24 protein-coding genes are annotated in these 21,907 nt (G+C 56.8%); 11 read left to right on the top strand and 13 right to left on the bottom strand.

Annotated features, from left to right (window positions below):
• Positions 1-125 precede the first annotated feature (125 nt).
• Complete coding sequence (locus BMZ67_RS13710) at positions 126-623, top strand: Lrp/AsnC family transcriptional regulator (protein WP_092023611.1); 498 nt, start codon at positions 126-128, stop codon at positions 621-623.
• 34 nt (positions 624-657) lie between these two features.
• Here BMZ67_RS13710 and BMZ67_RS13705 read toward each other — a convergent pair whose 3' ends face one another.
• Together BMZ67_RS13705 and BMZ67_RS13700 are read right to left on the bottom strand one after the other, a co-directional pair.
• Complete coding sequence (locus BMZ67_RS13705) at positions 658-1,272, bottom strand: TetR/AcrR family transcriptional regulator (RefSeq protein WP_092023609.1); 615 nt, start codon at positions 1,270-1,272, stop codon at positions 658-660.
• A gap of 71 nt (positions 1,273-1,343) precedes the next feature.
• Positions 1,344-1,760 carry a PaaI family thioesterase gene (locus BMZ67_RS13700; protein ID WP_092023607.1) on the bottom strand — a complete coding sequence of 139 codons (417 nt, stop codon included), beginning with the start codon at positions 1,758-1,760 and terminating at the stop codon, positions 1,344-1,346.
• Between the two features lie 148 nt (positions 1,761-1,908).
• On the opposite strand from BMZ67_RS13700, the gene BMZ67_RS13695 reads away from it, so the two are divergent.
• Positions 1,909-3,642 carry a proline--tRNA ligase gene (locus BMZ67_RS13695; protein WP_092023605.1) on the top strand — a complete coding sequence of 578 codons (1,734 nt, stop codon included), beginning with the start codon at positions 1,909-1,911 and terminating at the stop codon, positions 3,640-3,642.
• 12 nt (positions 3,643-3,654) lie between these two features.
• Here BMZ67_RS13695 and murB read toward each other — a convergent pair whose 3' ends face one another.
• The 9 genes from murB to BMZ67_RS13650 all read right to left on the bottom strand — a co-directional run bounded on the left by murB (position 3,655) and on the right by BMZ67_RS13650 (position 12,463).
• Positions 3,655-4,713: a UDP-N-acetylmuramate dehydrogenase gene (gene murB / locus BMZ67_RS13690; RefSeq protein WP_092023603.1), complete on the bottom strand. Its 1,059-nt coding sequence runs from the start codon at positions 4,711-4,713 to the stop codon at positions 3,655-3,657.
• Positions 4,710-5,189 (bottom strand): low molecular weight protein-tyrosine-phosphatase, encoded by a 480-nt coding sequence (locus tag BMZ67_RS13685; protein ID WP_092023601.1) that lies wholly within the window; start codon positions 5,187-5,189, stop codon positions 4,710-4,712. The genes murB and BMZ67_RS13685 overlap by 4 nt, the downstream gene beginning before the upstream one ends.
• Before the next feature lie 26 nt (positions 5,190-5,215).
• A complete protein-coding gene (gene kdsB / locus BMZ67_RS13680; RefSeq protein WP_092023599.1) occupies positions 5,216-5,992 on the bottom strand; it encodes a 3-deoxy-manno-octulosonate cytidylyltransferase in 777 nt (258 codons plus the stop codon).
• A gap of 32 nt (positions 5,993-6,024) precedes the next feature.
• Positions 6,025-6,213, bottom strand: coding sequence for a Trm112 family protein (locus BMZ67_RS13675; RefSeq protein WP_092023597.1), 189 nt, complete (start codon positions 6,211-6,213; stop codon positions 6,025-6,027).
• Between the two features lie 61 nt (positions 6,214-6,274).
• Positions 6,275-7,255, bottom strand: coding sequence for a tetraacyldisaccharide 4'-kinase (gene lpxK / locus BMZ67_RS13670; protein ID WP_092023595.1), 981 nt, complete (start codon positions 7,253-7,255; stop codon positions 6,275-6,277).
• Positions 7,252-8,997 (bottom strand): lipid A export permease/ATP-binding protein MsbA, encoded by a 1,746-nt coding sequence (gene msbA, locus BMZ67_RS13665; protein WP_092023593.1) that lies wholly within the window; start codon positions 8,995-8,997, stop codon positions 7,252-7,254. The genes lpxK and msbA overlap by 4 nt, the downstream gene beginning before the upstream one ends.
• A 19-nt stretch (positions 8,998-9,016) precedes the next feature.
• A complete protein-coding gene (locus tag BMZ67_RS13660) occupies positions 9,017-9,439 on the bottom strand; it encodes an ExbD/TolR family protein (protein ID WP_092023591.1) in 423 nt (140 codons plus the stop codon).
• A 5-nt stretch (positions 9,440-9,444) separates the two neighbouring features.
• Positions 9,445-10,071 carry a MotA/TolQ/ExbB proton channel family protein gene (locus tag BMZ67_RS13655; RefSeq protein WP_092023589.1) on the bottom strand — a complete coding sequence of 209 codons (627 nt, stop codon included), beginning with the start codon at positions 10,069-10,071 and terminating at the stop codon, positions 9,445-9,447.
• An 82-nt stretch (positions 10,072-10,153) separates the two neighbouring features.
• Entirely contained in the window at positions 10,154-12,463 is a 2,310-nt protein-coding gene (locus BMZ67_RS13650) for a DNA internalization-related competence protein ComEC/Rec2 (RefSeq protein ID WP_281246616.1), read from the bottom strand.
• A gap of 176 nt (positions 12,464-12,639) precedes the next feature.
• On the opposite strand from BMZ67_RS13650, the gene BMZ67_RS13645 reads away from it, so the two are divergent.
• Positions 12,640-13,170, top strand: a complete 531-nt coding sequence (locus BMZ67_RS13645) for a DUF2062 domain-containing protein (RefSeq protein ID WP_092023585.1) — start codon at positions 12,640-12,642, stop codon at positions 13,168-13,170.
• A gap of 12 nt (positions 13,171-13,182) precedes the next feature.
• Here BMZ67_RS13645 and BMZ67_RS13640 read toward each other — a convergent pair whose 3' ends face one another.
• Positions 13,183-13,887, bottom strand: a complete 705-nt coding sequence (locus BMZ67_RS13640) for an ABC transporter ATP-binding protein (protein WP_092023583.1) — start codon at positions 13,885-13,887, stop codon at positions 13,183-13,185.
• 10 nt (positions 13,888-13,897) lie between these two features.
• Positions 13,898-15,142, bottom strand: coding sequence for a lipoprotein-releasing ABC transporter permease subunit (locus tag BMZ67_RS13635; protein WP_092023581.1), 1,245 nt, complete (start codon positions 15,140-15,142; stop codon positions 13,898-13,900).
• A 114-nt stretch (positions 15,143-15,256) separates the two neighbouring features.
• On the opposite strand from BMZ67_RS13635, the gene BMZ67_RS13630 reads away from it, so the two are divergent.
• The 8 genes from BMZ67_RS13630 to BMZ67_RS13595 all read left to right on the top strand — a co-directional run bounded on the left by BMZ67_RS13630 (position 15,257) and on the right by BMZ67_RS13595 (position 21,872).
• On the top strand, positions 15,257-15,829 hold the full coding sequence (locus BMZ67_RS13630) for a PilZ domain-containing protein (protein ID WP_092023579.1): 573 nt from the start codon (positions 15,257-15,259) through the stop codon (positions 15,827-15,829).
• A 44-nt stretch (positions 15,830-15,873) separates the two neighbouring features.
• On the top strand, positions 15,874-16,176 hold the full coding sequence (locus BMZ67_RS13625) for a hypothetical protein (RefSeq protein WP_092023577.1): 303 nt from the start codon (positions 15,874-15,876) through the stop codon (positions 16,174-16,176).
• A 183-nt stretch (positions 16,177-16,359) separates the two neighbouring features.
• Positions 16,360-17,382, top strand: coding sequence for an agmatine deiminase family protein (locus BMZ67_RS13620; RefSeq protein WP_092023575.1), 1,023 nt, complete (start codon positions 16,360-16,362; stop codon positions 17,380-17,382).
• Positions 17,383-17,394: 12 nt separating this feature from the next.
• Positions 17,395-18,303, top strand: coding sequence for a carbon-nitrogen hydrolase (locus BMZ67_RS13615; RefSeq protein ID WP_092024139.1), 909 nt, complete (start codon positions 17,395-17,397; stop codon positions 18,301-18,303).
• 6 nt (positions 18,304-18,309) lie between these two features.
• On the top strand, positions 18,310-19,221 hold the full coding sequence (locus tag BMZ67_RS13610; RefSeq protein ID WP_092023573.1) for an AAA family ATPase: 912 nt from the start codon (positions 18,310-18,312) through the stop codon (positions 19,219-19,221).
• 198 nt (positions 19,222-19,419) lie between these two features.
• Positions 19,420-20,373: a thioredoxin-disulfide reductase gene (trxB, locus tag BMZ67_RS13605; RefSeq protein WP_092023571.1), complete on the top strand. Its 954-nt coding sequence runs from the start codon at positions 19,420-19,422 to the stop codon at positions 20,371-20,373.
• A 71-nt stretch (positions 20,374-20,444) separates the two neighbouring features.
• The gene (gene aat, locus BMZ67_RS13600) at positions 20,445-21,158 is read left to right on the top strand and encodes a leucyl/phenylalanyl-tRNA--protein transferase (protein WP_092023569.1); all 714 of its coding nucleotides are present in this window, start codon (positions 20,445-20,447) and stop codon (positions 21,156-21,158) included.
• A complete protein-coding gene (locus tag BMZ67_RS13595) occupies positions 21,159-21,872 on the top strand; it encodes an arginyltransferase (protein ID WP_092023567.1) in 714 nt (237 codons plus the stop codon).
• Positions 21,873-21,907: the final 35 nt, after the last annotated feature.

The following is a 21,907-nucleotide window of genomic DNA, read 5'->3' as shown; positions in this document are numbered from 1 at the left end:
CTGTCCGAGAGGGTTAGTAGATCTATAGATTACGCTAAGCGAGTCGAAAGTTGCTTGCGTTCTCGCCTTAATTCCCTCTATTGTGCGCAATATCCTATCGCCATTCGAAGGAAAAAGCGCAGATTATGTCGATCAAAAAGCAAGAGCTGGTACAACTGGACAAGATGGACCGCAGTATCCTGGAACAACTCCAGAAAGACGGGTCCCTGAGCAATCAGGAGCTGGCGGAAAAAGTGGGGCTGTCACCCTCGCCCTGTCTTAGACGAGTACGGGCTCTTGAGGACGCGGGGGTTATCGTGAAGCGAGCGATCATTCTTGATCACAAGAAACTGGGACTGTCGCTAACGGCGATCCTGCTGATTGGCATGGACCGCCATACCCCAGAGCGCTTTGCCGCTTTTGAGGAGCAGGTGTCCGGCTACCCGGAAGTTCAGGAGTGCTATTTGATTACCGGTCACGACGCTGACTATATGCTCAAAGTGGTGGTACCGGACATGGATCACTACCACCACTTCCTGCTCAACCGGATAACCCGGATTCAAGGGGTTAGCGGTGTCCATTCAAGCTTTGTTCTGCGCCGGGTTATTGACAACACGGCGCTGCCCTTGGGGTATCTGACCTGACGCAAGACCGCCAGATCGCCACCTCCCTCGAACGCTAGTTGGCCAAGGTGGCTAGATAGGCTTTCGCCATGATTTTAATCTCGCGCACAAGGCTTTCCGCCTCCTGTTCAGGCAAGGTGACAGCCAACCTCAACATGGTTCCGACGGACCGGGGTAAAAGCAGACTGGCACTCCAGCGACGTTCGCTGGACAGTTCCGGCAAATCTTTTTCCAGGCGTGCATCCAGATCCCTGGCATTGGTATGAAGCTCGCTGAGATCAAGCTCTCTCAACTCAGGCATGGAGCCAACTCCACTCCAGATCGCCGAGTAGGCCGGCTCATTTCGATAGAAGTCGTAATACAGATCAACCAGCACATCGACAGCCTGCACCATATCGGTTTCGGCAAGACGCTCCCGCAATGCCTGCTCCATCTTTGTTACATGGGTCTCAGCAATGGCCTTAACAATAGCCGCCTTATTCGGGTAGTAGCGGTACAGGGACGCCAGTGACATGTCGGAACTGCGCGCTATGGCCGACATACTGGTACCATCAACGCCAAATTCATTGAATATACCTGCCGCGTGACGAAGGATTGCACTCACCCTTTCTCGACTTCGGGCCTGTACTGGCGTGCGTCGCGGTTTTACATCGATGTTTTCTTCATTCATCCTGGGTCCTGCTGTGTTACTGGGCCGGGCGGCTAGACTTGGGTATTGGGCGAGGGTGCTAGCTCTCTGTACTAGGCCGGGAGCGCATAGCTTCCGGTGACATGCGCCACCAACTGCTCATCACTCCCTTCTCCGGACATCAAACGCACTTCACAGAAGGCCAGCCTCCGCCCCATCCGAAGCACAATGGCCTCAGCGGAAAGGTCACCTGGCGCTGGTCGCTGCAAAAAGTTAATCGATAGGTTACTCGTCACCGCCATTTCTACCTTGCCCAAAGAGGCCAGAACTGCCGCATACATAGAAGCATCCGCCAGCGCCATCTGCACCGGGCCGGAGATCGTTCCACCGGGCCGGATCTGGCGGTCGGAAAACTTCAGGCGGGTTCTGGCATAACCGGACCGGGCTTCTTCAACAGTAAACCCAATATCGTTGGCCATGGGAACCCCATCCCTGATCAGCGTCTCAATATCTATCGCAGTAAGACTCATGAAGCCATCCTCCCAATCTGTACCTTAACCCACGGGCTCCGTACAATACCCCCCACGATGTAACAAATAAAGCTGCCTAATACCAAGGTCCGAATGGGCAAGATGCTGTAGGGCAGCATTCTCTGGTTCACTGACAACGGAAAACACGATGCGAGCAAGCCGCTACCTGATTGCTACCTTGAAAGAAACCCCCGCCGATGCCGAGGTCATCAGCCACCAGTTGATGCTCAGGGCTGGAATGACCCGTAAACTGGCCGCTGGCCTGTACACCTGGCTGCCAATGGGTCTCAGGGTGTTGCGCAAGGTTGAACGCATCGTCCGTGAAGAAATGGACAAGAGCGGCGCCCAGGAAGTTCTTATGCCCGCCGTGCAGCCGGCGGAACTCTGGCAGGAATCTGGCCGCTGGGAGCAATACGGCGGCGAACTCCTGCGCCTCAATGACCGCCATGGTCGGGAATTCTGCTTTGGCCCAACCCACGAAGAAGTCATTACCGACATGGTCCGTAATGAATTGAAAAGCTACAAAGAGCTTCCCGCCAACTTCTATCAGATTCAGACCAAGTTCCGCGACGAACGCCGCCCTCGTTTCGGGGTCATGCGCGCCAGGGAATTCGTGATGAAGGACGCCTACTCCTTCCACCTCAACCAGCAATCCCTGGATGAGACCTATGAGGTCATGCACCGCACCTACTGCGCCATCTTCGACCGACTGGGGCTGGACTACCGACCTGTGCAGGCGGACTCCGGCTCCATTGGCGGCAGCTCGTCCCACGAATTCCACGTGCTGGCCAGTTCAGGGGAAGACGACATCGTTTTCAGTACCGAAAGCGATTACGCGGCCAACATCGAAAAGGCGGAAGCCGTGGCCCCTGCCGGGGATCGCCCAGCCGCCAGTGAGGCCCTCGCTGAAGTTGCCACACCCGATCAGCGTACTATTGACGACGTTGCAACCTTCCTGAAGGTTGACGCTACTCAAACGGTCAAAACGCTGATTGTAAAGGCGCAAGTCGAGGAAGATGAAGAAGGTGGCCTGATTGCCCTGATCCTCAGGGGTGACCACTCTCTCAACGAGATCAAAGCGGAGAACCTACCTGGCATCGCCGAGCCGCTGACCATGGCAACCGATGAAGAGATCGAACAGGCGGTTGGCTGCAAACCTGGCTCCATTGGCCCTGTTGGTCTGAACATTCCCGTCATCGTGGATCGCAGCGCGGCTCACCTGGCAGATTTCGTGTGCGGCGCCAACAAAGAAGGCTACCACCTCACCGGCGTCAACTGGAGCCGGGATGTCGCTATTGAGCGCGTCGAAGATCTTCGCAACGTGGTTGAAGGTGACCTCAGCCCCTGCGGCAAGGGCACCCTGGAAATCCGGCGCGGCATTGAAGTGGGCCATATCTTCAAGCTTGGTAACAAGTACAGCAAAGCGCTGAATGCCACGGTTCTGGATGAACACGGCAAAACCGCCATTATGGAAATGGGCTGCTATGGCATCGGGGTATCTCGCATCGTAGCCGCATCCATTGAACAGAACTACGATGACCGCGGCATCATCTGGCCCGACGCAATCGCTCCGTTTGAAGTCGCTATTGTGACCCTGAACGCCCATAAATCGCCGGAGGTGATGGAAGCCGCTGAACTGCTTTACACCCAGCTGCGTCAGGCCGGCTACGATGTTCTGCTGGATGACCGTAATGAGCGGCCAGGCGTGAAGTTTGCGGATATGGAACTGATTGGTATCCCTCACCGCTTTGTGGTTTCGGACCGTGGCCTCAGCGCAGGCACACTGGAGTACAAGGGACGCCGTGACGCCGACAAACAGGATATCGCGGTTACCGACGCGCTGTCCTTCCTGGTCAACGCATCCCCACGCAGCGGCCTCTGATCCCCGCGGATATTATTGAAAGTCGGTGCTGGCGGCGCTTGTCGCCAGCACCACCTGCGGCTCCATCTCCAGCTCTACCCCAAAACGCCCTCGGACATCGTCCTTTATCCTGCCAGCCAGTAACAGGATGTCATTGCCACTGCCCCCAGCATGATTGACCAGCACCAGGGCCTGGCGGTTATGCACCCCAACCTTGCCGTTGCGAAACCCCTTCCATCCACAACGATCAATCAGCCACGCGGCGGCCAGCTTAACGGAATGTTCGGCAGGATAAGCAGCAATATCCGGGAAATCCGCTCGCAACCGATCCCAGGTTTCCAGCGGCACCACTGGGTTTTTGAAAAAACTCCCTACATTGGGGAGCACTGCGGGGTCCGGCAGTTTCCGGCGACGTACTGCCATGACGCCTTCGGCCACGTCCAGGGGCGTCAACGGCTTGTCGTCGCTTCGGTTTGAAAAGTAGTCCTTGAGGTCGCCGTAACCCAGGTTTAACGGCGCACTGCGAGAAAGGCAGAGGGTAACGTCAAGAATGATGTATCGGCCGGGGCATTGCTTGAACAAACTGTCGCGATAAGCAAAGCAACAGTCTTCGTTCGACAGCGAGACGACCTCATCATTTTCCCTGTCCCAGGCTGTTACACTGGACAGCGTATCCTTGAGCTCCGCCCCATAGGCGCCGATGTTCTGCACGGGTGCGGCGCCGGCTGTGCCCGGTATCAGAGCCATGTTTTCAATGCCCCGGTAACCCGCCTTGGCAGCATATATCACCGCATCGTGCCAGCATTCCCCTGCCCCAAGAATCAGTTTGGCGTGGTCATTATCGACCTCGGTCCAGCGACGTCCTGAAATCGTGATACGAACCACCAAGCCATCAACATCCCCGGCAAACACCAAGTTGCTGCCGCCACCCAGAACCAGCACCTCAAGCGCCCGCTGATTTGCCCAGTCAAGCGCTTGCCGGAGCTGCTCAAGGGAGCTGGCCTCAGTGAAATATCGAGCACGCGCACGAATACCCAAGGTATTGAAGGGAGACAGGTCTACCGATTCACGAACAACCAGCGAAGCACTCACAAATGGTGCTCCCGAATGGCCCCAAGCAATCCACGGCTGGCCTCTTCAATCAGGTCCAGAACCTCCTCAAAGCCTTGCTCACCGCCATAGTAAGGGTCAGGCACTTCGTGCAAAGTCGACTGACCACCGTAACTCAGGAAAAGCTGGGGCTCTGTCCCACCCTGCTGGCGCCAGAACGACTTTATGTCTGCTAGATTTTGCCGGTCCATGACCAGGATATAGTCGAAGGTATCCAGGTCGCCCACCGCAAATTGCCGCGCCCGCAAGCCGCGAATATCAACGCCTCGCCTAAGGGCCGCGTCAATTGCGCGGGCGTCAGGCGCCTTACCCACATGCCAGTCCCCGGTACCACAGGAATCCACAACGACCTGCCCTGTCAGCCCCGCATCAGCGACGACCCGCTCAAACACCCCCTGTGCAGACGGCGAGCGGCAGATGTTGCCAAGACAAACAAACAGAACCTTTACCTGACTCATGGCGGTGACACTCCCCGGTTGCTGAGTTAAGAGTTGGCCGTGTCAGCCATCAGGCGACGAAGACGGGTAAGATCCTCTTCGGTATCCACTCCCGCTGGCGGGGCCTGACAAGCCTCAGCAACGTGAATGCGGGCTCCGTTGAACAGCGCACGAAGCTGCTCCAGGCACTCCGTGGTTTCAATGGGCGCAGGCGACCAGGTGACAAAGTCTGTCAATAAACCAACACGGTAGCCATAGATCCCGATGTGACGGTAATAACTGGCGCCCTCGGGGAGGCTGTCTGGCCGCTGGCCTTCACTCCATGCGTCCCTCGCCCAAGGGATCGGGGCACGACTGAAGTAGTGGGCCATGCCACGGTGATCAAACACCACCTTTACAACATTGGGGTTAAACAGGCTGGCCACATCGTCGATTTGTTCGCAAAGCGTCGAGATGGATGCTTCAGGGTTACTACCAAGGTTGGCCGCTACCTGGTTGATCAGCGCGGGAGGGATCATCGGCTCATCACCCTGGACATTAATAACCCGGTGATCCGCAGAGAAACCCAGGGTTCTTGCCACTTCTTCCAGGCGATCAGTCCCGCTGGCGTGGTCCGCCGAGGTCATTACCGCTTCTGCGCCAAAGCTTTTACAGGCGTCCATAATCCGCTGGTCATCCGTTGCAATGACAACCCGGTCAGCCTTGCTCTCAGTAGCCCGCTCATAAACATGCTGGATCATCGGCTTACCTGCAATATCCGCAAGGGGCTTGCCGGGTAAACGAGAGGATGAATAGCGGGCTGGAATCACTACCGTGAATGACATGGTGCTACCCTGTAAAAGTGTTGGGGCTAGATTCAGTGGCGCTCAAGCCGTTCTTCCGATCCAAGGGTACGGGCTTCAACCGCCAGCATGACCGGGATGCCTTCGCGAATCGGAAAAGCCATGGCATCGGCATAACAAACCAGCTCCTGGCGTTCTCGATCAAGCTTGAGTTCACCCTTGCACACTGGGCATGCCAACATTCCCAACAGTTTCTTATCCATGATTATGGTCTCGCAAATGGTTCAGGTTCTATTCAGTAACGCCACCGGAGTTCGGCTCAGGCTATTGTAACCTGTCCAGCAGGTCTTTTCGGAACGCTTCGGGCAGCTCCGCCCTTACCTCCAGTACCCAGGTATTCGCCGGCGCAATGGCCTTACATTTAACGGCATCCTTGGCGGTCATCAACAGCACTTCATCTTGCGCCGTTTCAAGGTCTTCACCGCGAAACCGATGATGGTCCGGCAACGCCCTCGATCTCACCAGTGCCCCAAGCTCAGCCAAGGTATCGAAGAACCGCTGGGGATTGCCGATACCCGCTACAGCCCGCACTTTACGGCCTTGTAGCCACTCCAAGGGTTGAGATTCACCCGAACAGAGGTTCCGAATAAGCGCAGGCTTCAATGCCATGCAGAACTGGGCCCGATGTTCCAGAGGAAGGGGGAGCTGGCCATTGGTGATGACAAAATCAACACTCTCGAGGCGATCGACCGGCTCCCGGAGTGGGCCCACCGGTATCGGCGCCCCGTTACCAATGCCACGCTGACCATCAAATACAGCCAACTCCAGATCACGTGGCAATGCATAGTGCTGCAAGCCGTCGTCACAAACCAGGATGTTGCCAAGCTGCTCGCGGATAGCCCATTGACCACCACGATACCGTTTCGGATCTACCACGACTGGGCATCCACACTGCTGCGCCAGCATCACCGGCTCATCTCCAGCCTCGGCAGGGTCGGAGTCTGGGGAAACCAGCAGCGGGTAATGATCGGAGCTTCCACCGTAACCACGGGTCAGTATCACCGGAGACCAACCGGCCTCCCTCAAGGTCTCAACCAGCCAGGCGGTCAACGGCGACTTCCCGGTTCCGCCGGCAGTGATATTGCCAACGACAACCACAGGCAGAGTCAACTTTGGGTTTGGGGGCTGGCTTACGGCACGGTCGCGCCGGGCACGGGCGACGCGACGGAACAGCCATGCCAGCGGCCAAAGAAACCACAGCGGGCGACCCGCCCCATACCAAAGGCGATCAACCGACAGGGTCATGCCGACTCAGAAAACTGGGTTTGGTGAAGGTTGGCATAGGCGCCACCCGCCGCCAGAAGCTCCTCATGACGACCGGATTCAATGATTTGCCCAGCCTCCATAACCACAATTCGGTCTGCCTTCTCAATGGTCGACAACCGGTGAGCGATCACCAAGGTAGTTCGACCTTCCATCACAGTCTCTAACGCGTCCTGGATGTGACGCTCTGACTCGGTATCCAATGCCGAGGTCGCTTCGTCCAGAATCAGGATCGGCGCATTCTTCAGCAACGCCCTGGCAATCGCCAGCCGCTGTCGCTGCCCCCCGGAAAGCATCACGCCGTTGTCACCAATGACTGTGTCGAGACCATCTGGCATGCGATCAATGAACTCAAGGGCATGAGCCTTGGCAGCCGCCTCGCGGATCTGCTCACGAGTGGCATCCTTGAGAGCCCCATAGGCGATGTTGGCCGCAATCGTGTCGTTGAACAACACAACATTCTGTGTCACCAGGGCAATCTGACTGCGTAACGCCCTGAGTTCATAATCACCAAGGGCATGGCCGTCGATGGAGATTTCACCACCGGTATACTCGTAGAAACGAGGCAACAGGCTGACCAGAGTCGATTTACCGCTGCCCGAGCGCCCTACCAGCGCCACACTCTGACCGGCAGGAATGTCCAGGCTGATGTTGTGGAGCACATCATCCAGCTGGTCGCGATAGCGGAAACAAACCTGGTTCAGGGAAATCTGGCCGGTTACCCGCTCAGGTGCATATTGGCCACTATTCTCCTCCGTTGGCTGGTCCATGGTTTCAAAGACATCATGGGCTGCCGCCACACCTTTCTGGATTTTTGCGTGTACGGAGGTGACCTGACGCACCGGCTTGGCCATGGTGGTCGCGGCGGTGATAAAGGCGATCAGTTCACCCGTCGACATAGACCCGCGGATTTCCGGCGAGAGCATCAACCAGACCAGCGATGCAATAGCCAGGGCAACCAGCACCTGGATGACCGGAACACTGATCGCCTGAGTCGACGCCATTTTCAGGCTCTGTACCAGGTTGTGCTGGCTGACCTGGTGGAAGCGCTCGCGTTCATAGTCTTCGCCGCCAAAGGTGCGTACGACCCGGTAGCCGGAAATGCCTTCGGAGGCCACATGGGTAATATCACCCATGGAACCCTGGATGCGCTTACTCAAACGACGGAAGCGTTTGCTGGCGTAACTGACCACCAGGCCAATCACCGGTCCAACAACCAGGAAAACCACCGTCAGCTTCCAGTTGGTATAGAGCATGAAACCCAGTAGACCAACGACCGTCAGCCCTTCCCGAAGGGTGATCGTAACAGCATCCGTCGTTGCTTCCGCTACTTGCTCAACGTTGAACGTGAGCTTGGAAACAAGGCGCCCTGCAGCGTTGTCATCGAAATAACGGGAAGGCAAAGTCAGCAAGCGGTCAAACAACTGCACCCGCAGTGCGTTGATCACGTTCCGCCCAACGTAGCTGATGAAATACTGACTCATGAAGGTACCGAGCCCGCGCATGGCGAAAACGCCCACGATCAACCCAGTCAGCAGGAGACGGTTCTGATCCGTCGGGTTTTCGATGGCCTCGATAACGTACTCCATGGCGGCCGCCATGGCAGTTGACGCTCCCGCATAGATAACATTACCAATAACCGCAAAAACAAAGGCGACCCAGAAGGGTCGCACGTATTTGAGCAAACGCTTGTAGGTCTGCCAATTGGAGGGCTGGTCAGCCATGTCCGCTCCAGGTTCAGGATCAACGTTCTTCACTGATTCGCTCGGTTGTAATACTCAACTTGGCGAACCCCAAACGTCCGGCTACGTCCATGGCGCGGACAACGAACTGATGCGGCGTATTGGCATCAGCCGTAATGATAAAGGGCAGCGAGCTATCTCCCTCAGACAGCTCACGAACGGCACGTTCGAGTGTCTCAAGGCGGTTATTCACCAGCGCACGCTCATTCAGGGAGTACTGCCCCTGGGCATTGATGACCACATCAATCTGACGGACCTCAGCTTCCACGACATCGCCATTCGCCTCCGGCAACTCCACCTTCAGGTGGCTTTCCCGGGTAAATGTCGTGGACACCATGAAAAAGATCAGCAGCAGGAAGACCACATCGATAAGAGGCGTCAGGTCTACCCCAACCTCCTGACTCCTCTGGCGCTTGAATTTCACGGCGCTCAGGCTCCTTCCACGTCGATTTCTCGGTCACCATGAACAACTTCCACCAGCTTGATGGCCTCTTGCTCCATGTTAACCACCAGTTCATCAACACGACGAATGAAATAACGGTGAGCAATCAGGGCAGGAATGGCCACGCTCAGGCCTGATGCGGTCGTAATCAGCGCTTCCGAAATACCACCCGCCAGGTTGCCGGCATCACCAACCCCAGCGAGCTGGATTTCCGCAAATACCTTGATCATACCGATAACGGTACCGAGCAAGCCCAACAGTGGGGTAATCGTAGCCACCGTCCCCAGGGGGTTCAGAAAACGCTCAAGATCATGGATGACCTGACTGGCCTCATGCTCGATGCTTTCCTTCATGATTTCACGGCCATGCTTGGCGTTCATCAACCCGCCAGCAAGGATGCGACCTAATGGAGAAGAACCCTGCAACTCTTTGAGTTTTCTGCCATTCAGCTCTTTCTTTTTGATCCATCGCCACAATTCATTAATGGTCTGCTCCGGCGCTATACGGGATGGGCGCAGGGTCCAGAAGCGTTCAAGGATGATCGCTAGGGCAAGAACGGAACAGGCAATGATCGGCACCATAAGGATGCCACCGGCTTTCAAGAGCTCGAACACGCTTGGTCTCCATGATAATTAACAAGCCGCGCTACTTTAGCATAGCTACCGACAGAGGCCACACCTGGAATGTCACGGTATTTTAATGATATGCAGCTGACAGCGGCGGTGGAGCTATCCAGAATGGCTGGCGGTCACGGGCCACATCAATTGCCTCGCCCTCGGTTTCAAACCGAAGGTGTATCGCTCCGGTTTCCGCCGTGTTCAATAGCGCACTACCGGCTTCCCGGTAACGATCGATAACGGTTGGATGAGGGTGCCCGAAGCGGTGGCGGTAACCCGCACTGAAGATCACTAAGTCAGGCTTCAGCGCGTTAACCCAGGCCGTATCCGACGATGTTTTACTGCCGTGGTGAGCCGCAACCACAGCACGGTAGGAGGCAGACCGGGGTGGAACTTCGTCGAGAAACGCCCGTTCCGTGTCCGCAGATATGTCGCCGGGCAAAACCCATTCAACACCCCCATAGCGAAGGGTTAGCACGCATGATCGATCGTTCCCCCCTGATGGCGCCACGTTGGCGTGTTGCCAGGCTGTGACCTCTATCTCCCCCACCCGAATTCCATCGAGGCCGCTGCACGACGAGATTTGTCCCGAATAGCCATCCCCAATCCGTTGGCGAACCCGCTCAGGCTCACCACTGGCAAATTCAGCAACCAGGAATCGGGACAACAGCGTCGCGAGCCCTCCAGCATGGTCAGCATCACCATGACTGACGACCAACCAATCTATTTGACCAACACCCAGGCGAGACAGATTGGGCAACAGGACACTTTCAACAGCACTGTAGCCACCGGGATATGACGGCCCGGTATCATAGATCAGCACGCCCCTCTGATGACGCACCAGCACCGACAACCCTTGGCCCACATCCCATACCCACACCTCTGGCGCATCAACGTCCGGGTTAGCCACTTTCTTCTCGCCGCCACCCAAGACGCCCGTCGCCAACCACACGCCACATAGAGCGAAAGCCAGCCCCCGGGCGAATCGAACCGGGATGACCAACGACACCAAGACAAGCACGCCAAGGAGGAATGGGACCCACACGCCAGCTGCAGGCAAGGGGTCCGACCAAACCGCCAGCCAGGACAAGAACTGCCAAAGCACTCCTAATACCAGGTCATACCCCTGGCCAACAACGTGGGCCGAGTCAGGCACCAGGGCGATCACTGCCCCGCCCAACAACACGACTGGCATCACCACCAGCGACACCCAGGGTACCGCTACCAGGTTTGCCGGCGCTCCCATGGTCACCTGGGGCTGACCAATCGCCACAAGTACCGGCCAGAGCCCAACAAAGACGGCCGCTTGCGCCAGAATCAGAGCCAGGCTCCAGTGGCAGCGCCCAACCCACCCACTGAAGACCAGAATCAGAACGGCGACCGCACCAAACGAGAGCCAAAAGCCCTGATCCAGAGGCGCATAAGGGTCAACCAACAACACCAGGAACAAGGCGACCTGCCACCCGGCCCAGGGGCGGGACTGACGAGGCCAAACCAACACCCAACAAGCCACGGCCACCATGATCAGTGCCCGCCGTGTCGGAACGGTAAAGCCCGCCAGCAGCGCATACCCAAGGCAGACAATCAACACCGAGGCAGTCAGGCACCAGCGTTGGCGAGCCGGAGAAACCAAGGAGAGCGGTAGAAAACCGAGAATCCAACGGGCAAGGAACGCCACCCCAGTAGCAATCAAACCAAGGTGGAGCCCTGAGATAGCCACCAGGTGAATCGTGCCGGTTTGCTGGAACACCTGCCACTGGGCTGGTGTGACCCACCCCCGGTTTCCAATAATCAACGCCTCGGCAATGGCAAAATGCTCAGTTGCTGACAGTCGTTGATGAAGCGCCGCCGCCCATTGATTGCGCCAACGGTGGTAGCCACAGCGAACACTACACTCTTCCTCTGGCGAGCTGGAAAGCTCGCGCACCGTGCCCGTCGCGCCATAGCCCTGGCGAAACAACCATGTTTCGTAACGGAAACCGGAAGGGTTTAACGACCCATGGGGGCGCTTCAGGACCACGGTAAGCAGTAACTGGTGAGGCACCTCCAAGCGGGCTTGCGGACCATACCAGGCCAACTTCAACCGTTCCGGCAATCCGGATAACACCTCGCCCTCCAGCGCTGGCCACCCGGTCACACAAAGACTGAAGCGAACACTGTCAAAGTTGCCCGCCGATGGAACGTCACACAGATAGCCGGTGACCTGGAGCGGTTGACCCTCAAGATGCTCGGGTAGCATTTGCGCTTTTCGCTCGCCGGCGAACCACGCAGACCACACAACCCCCAGCAGCAAAAACACCAGAACCGAGCCCCTTTGTCGGGCAATTGGCGAGGAAGTGACGCAAAACACCAAAAGGCATAGAAAGATTCCACCAATAAGCCAGTGCAAAGGTGGAATGACGCCAACCCAATAAAGTAAGATAACGCCGCAGGAAAATGCGGTAATCCTTATCCGCAAAGGTAACTCCCTGGACAATCCATGTCCGTTAACCGACTAGCGCCGGGCGATTCAAAGGCTGATTGAAGTCTTATTCACCCCGGTACAGGAACAGGCAGAACTTCCAGATGCCGAAGAAGTTCATGAAGCGCTATATGCCCACGCCGGAAAAAATACGGTCGATCAGGGCGTTGCATTTTCTTGGTGACATCCTTCATGAACCCAATCTCTGGCACATCAACCGCCACGGGATTGCCCGCGCCTTTCTGATCGGTATTTTCATGTGCTTCATCCCGATGCCATTCCAGATGGTGATTGCCGCGCTCTGTGCCATCTGGTTGAACGCAAACCTGCCGCTTTCCGTAGCGCTGGTTTGGATCAGCAATCCACTGACCATGCCGCCGATGTTCTACTTCAACTATAAGGTTGGCGCCTGGCTACTGAACCACCCCGTCAAGGATTACCAGTTCGAACTATCCATTGGCTGGATCAAGGAAAGCCTGGTCGACATTGGCATCCCGCTTTACTTTGGCTCACTGATTATCGCAACGATATCCAGCTGCACCTGCTACCTGGTTATCCAGTACCTGTGGCGGCGGCGGGTGAGAGCGAGCTGGGAAGAACGGCGCGTACGCCGTCTTCAGCAAGAGAAAAGCTGAACTCCGGCGGGCTTACACCAGATCCGGAGTTGCTTCCTCAACCAGGGTACCCTGCTCCAGGCGCAGAACACGCCCGAGGCTTCGAGCCATTCTCATATCATGGGTCACCATGACAAACGCAATACCCAACTGATCCCGCAGCGATTCAATCAGCGCTCGCACACCATCCGCTGTCTGCTCATCCAGATTACCCGTCGGCTCATCCATCAGAACACAGTCAGGTTCATTGACCAGCGCCCGCGCAATCGCGACACGTTGACGCTCGCCCCCGGACAGCTCACCCGGCTTGTGCGCCAGGCGGCTTTTCAGCCCAACACGATCAAGCAGTGACCCGGCTTTTTCTGCCGCAGTCTTCACAGCCATTCCACCGAGGGCACAGGGCATCATCACGTTTTCGAGCGCTGAAAACTCGGGCAGCAAGTGATGGAATTGATAGACAAACCCCAGGTGGCGATTGCGAAAGCGAGCCCTACCCGCCTCGCTCATTCGGTGAATGTCTTCTCCACAAATAGCAATGTGCCCAGAGGATGGGCGATCCAGCCCACCCAACAGGTTCAGTAAGGTGGTTTTGCCGGCACCACTACTACCGACGATGGCGACAGCCTCACCGGCAGTTACGGTGAGCGAAATGTCGGAGAAAATCGTCAGCTCAGCAGGGCCTTCGCTGTAGGTCCGGGTAATGCCGCTGCAGTGAATAACCGGTACATCTGCGTTCATGACTGCTCCCTTATTCATAGCGCAAGGCTTCCGCTGGCTCGACCCGAGAGGCCCGCCACGCGGGATAGATGGTCGCCAGCAAACTCATCGCCAGACCCGCACCGCTAATGATGGCAACATCCGCCCACTGCAACTGGGATGGCAGGTAGCTGATGAAGTAAACCTCGGCGTTGAGGAACTTGTGGCCAAGGAAGGCCTCAAGCCAGCTTATAAACCCGCTGATGTTGTACGCCCCCAAGACCCCCAGCAAAGTGCCAACGAGCGTACCCACAATACCGATAACCGCACCCTGGATAATGAAAATCCGCATAATACGGCCCGGTGTGGCCCCCATGGTACGAAGGATCGCGATATCGGACGTTTTGTCCGTCACCACCATGACCAGAGTGGACACAATGTTGAATGCAGCGACAGCAACGATAAACATCAGAAGCAGACCAATCATGGTCTTTTCCATCCGGATCGCCTGAAAGAGGTTGCCATGGGACCGGGTCCAATCGGAGACGAAATACCTCCCCCCCAGAGCCAAAGCGGCCTCTTCCGCCACCAGAGGCGCCCGGAACAGGTCATCGACCAGCAAACGAACCCCCTGGGCCCGCCCCTCGGTGCGCATCAGCTTGGCGGCATCGTCCATGTGGATCAGCGTATAGTTACCGTCAAGCTCTGCACCAACACTGAAAATACCCTTCACCGTGAAGCGCTTTAGCCGTGGCAACACGCCAGCCGGAGTAATTGAGGCTTCCGGCAGAACCACCGTTACCCGGTCGCCGACCTGAAGCCGAAGGCTCACCGCAAGCATGCGCCCCACAATGATGCCAAACTCGCCACTGCGCAGGTCGTCCAGTGAACCTTCCACCATATGGTTTTCAATGATTGAAACGTCGCGCTCCTGATCAGGGATGATGCCGTTCAGTGCTACCCCCCGGACATTTCCGTTCCCGGTCACCATACCCTGCCCCTGAACAAACGGGGCCGCCGCCAGGACGTGTTGATTTTCAGTGACCGCCCGGTCGACCGCCTGCCAGTCGTCCAGCACGTCATTGGCACCCCGGATCACCGCATGCGGCACCATGCCAAGGATTCGCTGCTTGAGTTCGCGGTCAAAACCATTCATAACCGAAAGCACAATAATCAGGACGGCAACGCCCAGCATCAGCCCGATCATCGAGGTCATGGAAATGAAGGAAATGAAGTGATTTCGCCGTTTGGCGGCTGTGTACCGGAGCCCAACATAGAGGGACAGGGGTCTGAACATGTGGTGAGGCCTGCTTACACCTGATGATTGGTTTCTTCTGCCGGCTCACAGACCGCCAAGAAGCTGCTAAACTTGTGTAACATAACAAAAAATGCATTCATTACGGAGCGCACCATGCCCGCAGAGCCGTCACCAGGTGCAACCATAGACCGGCGCGACTACTTTCGAATCAAGGACAGGATTGGCCTTGAGATCCGCAAACTGGCTCCGGACGCTAACGGCCACAACAGCCCGTTCAATGGCAACCATCTTGACGACCTCAGGACAGAATTACGACGACTGGATCAGGACATCAAGGTGCACCTTGCCAGCCTGGCTGAAAGGGATCGCTTGATGACCACGCTCATCAAGTCCCTGAATGGCAAGCTGGACATCCTGGCGCGCATTATGGCCTTTGAACAAAATCCGTTGCAACCGGAGCAGTGGCAGGAAGTTACGTTAAGCGAAGGAGGCATTGCCTTTACGTCATTAGACGGTAAGGTTCAGGTTGGTGATCACGTTGCCGTCCGTATGACACTTCCTCCGGAACTGTTCCGCCCTGAGGGCATCGTACAGATTGTTGAATGTCGTGCACTGGACGACGGCAGTTACTGGGCTCACGGCGAATTCATCAGCATTCATGACAGTGACCGCCAACAAATCGCACGGCATGTGATGCGATGGCAGATTCGGCAACGACAGAAGTAGTACCATAATCATCACGAGATCAATCACTCAGGAGTAAAGACCCCATGTACAAGAAGGCATCGTCTGGTCTGATCGCGATCACTACCACCCTGGTTCTGGGGTTTTCCAGTGCAACCCAGGCTGAAGAACTGGCCGTACCGGTCATGGACCAGGCAGACCGCACTGCGGCCCAGGACCTGCCGAGAAATGGCCAGACCCAACAAACCGTCAGAACCCGTCTTGGAAACCCCAACAGCATGAACGGTCCCGTTGGCCAACCTCCGATCACCACATGGGACTACTCACGGTTCACTGTCTATTTTGAGGGCGACAAAGTTATCCATACGGTAATGAAGCCCAATCGATAACAGGGTTACAGATCGTCGGAAACCGTATACCTATCGGTAACAAAAAACGGCTCCTGACATCCTGACGCCAACCCTGAGAGCCGTTAGAATGGCAGCCTTTGGACGTCGTGGATAACCCTATCCGCCGCGTTCGTCATCGACTTCAGACAGTAAGGTGGTTGCGACTTGAGCTCTACTTCCGTAATGCCTGCCGAATGGGAGCGCCAAACGTCAGTCATGCTGACCTGGCCCCACGCCGGAACCGATTGGCGAGACATCCTTGAGGAGGTCGAGCCGGTGTTTTTCGACATTGCCAAGGCGGTACTTCGACACGAAGGCCTGATCATCAGCTGCGAAGACAGCGCCAAGGTCGCCTCGCTAACGGAAATATTCGAGCGCTATATCGAAGACAACAACCTGCCTTCTTCCGTCCGGGTCATACAAGCCCCTGCCAACGACACCTGGGCCAGGGACCACGGTCCCATTGCTGTTCGATCGCCGGAAGGGCTGTCGCTGCTTGACTTCAGGTTCAACGCCTGGGGCGGCAAGTTTGCCTTTGAAAAGGACAACCAGATCAACCAAAAACTGTCTGAGACCGGAGGCTTTGGCTCCCTTCCCCTGACGGAGGTAGATCTGATCCTTGAGGGCGGCTCGATTGAATCTGACGGACAAGGAACGATTCTGACCACCAGCGAGTGCCTGCTGACACCAACCCGCAACCCGGCGCTGGATCGAACTGGTATCGAATCGGCTCTATCAGAACTGCTTGGTGCAAACCACTTCCTCTGGCTGAACCATGGGTATTTGGCCGGTGATGACACCGACAGCCACATTGATACCCTGGCCCGCTTGTGCTCGCCTGACACCATTTGCTACGTCGCTTGTCCAGACCCGGAGGACGAGCACTTCCCGGCGCTAAAAGCCATGGAGGACGAGCTGCGCAATTTCCGCCAGGTGAACGGCAAGCCCTACCAACTGACCGCACTTCCATGGCCAGACGCAATCCATGATGAAGACGGCGAACGGCTTCCCGCCACTTACGCCAACTTCCTGATCATTAACGGTGCGGTTCTACTACCGGTGTATGACGTGCCGCAAGATGGGGAAGCCGTTGAGGCTCTCGCGTCGCTCTTCCCGGGGCGGGATATCATTCCTATCCAATGCCGCCCTCTGATCAAGCAACACGGCAGCCTGCACTGCGTCACCATGCAGATTCCTGCGGAGTAATTATCAATGACAATGTCTTCTCCACTTCGGGTCGTTGCCATTCAACAACACTGCACCCCTGACAAACAGGAAAGCCTGGCAACCAGTGAACGCCTTATCCGCCAGGCTGCCCAAGAGGGTGCGCAGCTGGTCGTGCTACAAGAACTGCATGCAACGCAGTATTTTTGCCAGACCGAAGATACCTCGATTTTCGAGTTGGCAGAGCCCATTCCAGGGCCCACCAGCAACCGCCTGTCCCAGATCGCCGGTGAGCTGGGCATTGTTCTGGTTGGCTCCATCTTCGAGCGACGGATGAACGGTGTCTACCACAACACCGCCGTGGTGTTTGAGCGCGACGGCAGCCTGGTGGGTATCTACCGGAAAATGCACATTCCCGATGACCCAGGCTTCTATGAGAAGTTCTACTTCACACCGGGCGATGCCACCTTTAATGACGGGGCCAGCGGGTTCTCACCCATCCAGACCTCCGTGGGCAAACTGGGGGTACTGGTGTGCTGGGACCAGTGGTATCCGGAAGCTGCGCGACTGATGGCACTGGCAGGCGCTGATATGCTGATCTACCCAACCGCCATTGGCTGGGACATGAACGACGACGAGGCCGAACGGTCACGCCAACTGGAAGCCTGGGTTACCGTCCAGCGTGGCCACGCGGTTGCCAACAACCTGCCGGTCATTGCTCCCAACCGGATCGGAACCGAGCCGGACCCCAGTGGCAGCAGTGACGGCATACGCTTCTGGGGCAACAGCTTCATCTGCGGCCCTCAAGGCGAATTCCTTGCACGGGCGGACGACACCACCGAGCAGGTTCTGGTAGCTGATATTGACACCCAGCGCAGCGAGTCGGTCCGCCGAATCTGGCCGTACCTGAGGGACCGTCGTATCGATGCCTATGGCGACATCCTGAAGCGAGTGCGGGACTAAGACTCGATGAAGAAACTGATCGATGACGTCGTTGACCAGCTCAATCAAGTCTTGCTTGGCAAGGAACAACAGGTTCGACTGGCCGTCTGCGGCCTTCTTGCCCGTGGTCACCTGCTGATCGAAGACATACCCGGCATGGGTAAAACCACCCTGTCTCACGCCTTGGCGAAGGTGACGGGCCTGAGCTACCAACGCATCCAGTTTACCAACGACCTGTTGCCAGCCGATGTCCTGGGCTTTTCCATGTACGACAAGGAAGCAGGCTCGCTGATCTTCCACCCCGGCCCGATCTTCGCGCAGGTGGTGCTGGCTGACGAGATCAATCGCGCATCCCCCAGGACTCAAAGCGCCCTGCTCGAGGCCATGGAAGAGCGGCAGGTTTCTATTGAGGGTGAAACACGCCCTCTACCGTTGCCGTTTTTTGTCATTGCTACGCAAAACCCAGTGGAACAGGGCGGCACCTACCCCCTCCCTGAGTCACAGCTCGACCGGTTCCTGATGCGATTGCAGCTGGGTTACCCCGACCCTCGCGCAGAACGTGAATTGCTTGAGGGAGAAGACCGCCGGAGCTTGACGGAACGCCTGCAACCCAGCCTGTCAGAACAGGACCTCAAAACCCTGCAGGCCGGCGTCGAACGGGTAACCACCAGCCCCGCACTGCTTGACTACGTGCAGCGCCTGTTGGAAGAAAGTCGCCGGATGCCAGGGTTGCTTTACGGTTTATCCCCCAGGGCTGGCCTTGGGCTGGTTCGCGCCGCGCGGGCCTGGGCGTTAATGGCGGGCCGGCACCATGTGCTGCCAGACGACATTAAAGCCGTGTTTCCGGCAGTGGCTGGCCATCGATTGGATCAGGGTGAATCCGGCAATGGCATTGATCGGGTCCGCCAGCTGCTTGCCAAGGTTGCGGTCATTCAGTGAGGTGTTATGAACCCTATAGTCAGGTTCTATGATCTCCATGCCCCCAAACCCGGGCTGACATGTTAGGCTTCCACACCCTTTAAATTTTTGTCAAAGGCCCTATGTCTGGAATTGAATTTCAGCAACGACCGGCCTATCGGTTCAAGGGCACCTCCGTTGGACCGATGATTAACCGAGACACGTATCGAGAGACGCACCATGACTGAAAGCAAACACTCCCGCCTGATCATCCTGGGCTCCGGCCCGGCCGGTTACACCGCAGCAATCTACGCCGCCCGTGCAAACCTGAACCCGACACTGATCACTGGCATTGAAGTCGGCGGTCAGCTCACCACGACTACCGACGTTGACAACTGGCCTGGCGATAACGACGGTGTTCAGGGGCCAGAGCTGATGCAGCGGATGCTCAAGCATGCCGAGCGTTTCGAAACCAAGATTGTCTACGACACCATTAACGAAGCCGACCTTCAGAACCGTCCGTTCCGCCTCAAGGGCGACAGCGGAGAGTACACCTGCGATGCGCTGATCATTGCAACAGGCGCATCCGCCATGTACCTGGGGCTGGAATCGGAAGAAGCCTTTAAAGGCAAAGGCGTCTCCGCCTGCGCAACCTGCGACGGATTTTTCTACCGCAAACAGAAAGTCGCGGTGATCGGCGGTGGCAACACGGCCGTTGAGGAAGCACTCTATCTGTCCAACATTGCTGACGAAGTCACCCTGGTGCACCGTCGCGACAGCCTGCGCGCTGAAAAGATCCTGCAGGACAAACTGTTCGAGAAAGAGAAAAACGGCAACATCCGAATCGTCTGGAACCACACCCTTGACGAAGTGCTGGGCGACGAAACCGGCGTTACCGGTATGCGTATCAAAAGCACACAGGATGGCTCCACCGAAGACGTTGAACTTGCCGGTGTTTTCATCGCTATCGGCCACAAGCCCAATACTGACCTGTTTGCCGGCCAGCTCGACATGCAGGATGGTTATCTGAAAATCCGTTCCGGGCTTGAAGGCATGGCGACAGAAACCAGCATTCCCGGTGTTTTCGCGGCGGGAGACGTTGCCGATCACGTGTACCGTCAAGCCGTGACGTCTGCCGGCTTTGGTTGCATGGCCGCACTGGACGCCGAACGCTACCTGGACCAGCAGGACTAACGTTTAACGGACTGGCAACGCGGAGGGCAAACTGCCATGCCCTTCGCTAGCCAGCGAGTAAGACGGACCCCATGACCTCCCTACCCTGGCTCGATGCCGACCAGCTCTGGTTCCCGCCGGTTGAACAGGCACTGACGGATCCCGACGGTTTGCTCGCTCTTGGCGGCGACCTGTCGCCCAAACGTCTGGCGCTGGCCTATCGAAGTGGCATTTTCCCCTGGTACAGCGATGACCAACCCATCCTCTGGTGGTCCCCTGACCCCCGGTGCGTGCTGTTTCCAGACGAGGTTCATATCTCCCGAAGCCTGCGCCGAACTCTGAATCAGGCTTACTTTCGCATCACTGCCGATCAGGCGTTTGACGATGTCATTCGCATCTGCGGCGAAAGCCGTAAGGAAGGCACCTGGATTACCCAGGAGATGAAGGAGGCCTATCTGGACCTCCACCAGCTAGGCATCGCCCACTCCATTGAAGCCTGGAACCAACGTGGTCAATTGGTTGGCGGCATGTATGGCATCGCCATAGGCTGCTGCTTCTTTGGCGAATCCATGTTTTCCCTCGAAACCAACGCATCCAAAGTGCTGATGGTCCACCTGGCGCGCCAGCTAAAAGCCTGGGGCTATGAGGTGCTGGACTGTCAGGTGGAGAGTCCCCACTTGCTGTCGATGGGAGCCAGATCGATTCCAAGGTCAGAGTTTTTATCTATACTAAGGGCATGTATCGACCGAACTCCCGCCCAGAAGAGCTGGAATTTCCAGTGGCGATGGCCGGGGCCGGAGGTGTGAATGACCAACCTTAAGACCCTGGCGTTCTTCGCGACTCCCCCCCACGACTGCAGTTACCTGGCAGACCGTGAGGCCACAACGATGTTTGTGGATCCCCGGGCGGACATCAACAAACGGCTCTACAGCCAGCTGACCAGCCTGGGTTTTCGTCGAAGTGGCTCCCACTATTACCGCCCACACTGTGAGGCCTGTACGGCCTGCATCCCAGTCCGCATCGATACCGAGCACTTCCGGTACGATCGCAACCAGAAAAGAGTGCTCCGGAAAAACGCAGACCTGACCTGCAAGCTGGTGCCCGGCCGCTTTTCGGAAGAGTATTACGACCTTTATGAACGCTATATTGTCCAGCGTCATTCTGATGGTGACATGTACCCACCGTCGCGCGAGCAATTCACCTCGTTCCTTGTTGAAGGCGCAACCGACACCTGGTTCCTGGAAATCCGAAGTGCACATCGACTGATTGGCCTGGCAGTTGTCGATGCCCTGGAAGACGGCCTATCTGCCATCTATACCGTTTTTGATCCCGATGAAGATAAACGAAGCCTCGGTACCTTTGCCGTGCTTTGGCAAATAGAAGAGGTGCGCCGACGGGGCTCGCTTTATCTGTATCTGGGGTATTGGATCAAGGCCTGCCGTAAAATGAACTACAAGACGCGCTTTCACCCTATCGAGGCACTGGTGGATGGGCGTTGGCAAGTTCTGGGGTTGGATTGATGAGCTCTTCCCCTACCCCGTCATCCGCTTGTTTT

Source organism: Marinobacter zhejiangensis, assembly GCF_900114775.1.
Taxonomy (GTDB): domain Bacteria; phylum Pseudomonadota; class Gammaproteobacteria; order Pseudomonadales; family Oleiphilaceae; genus Marinobacter; species Marinobacter zhejiangensis.
The sequence above is the reverse complement of the archived record's forward strand: the minus strand, read 5'-3'. Positions and strand labels throughout refer to the sequence as shown.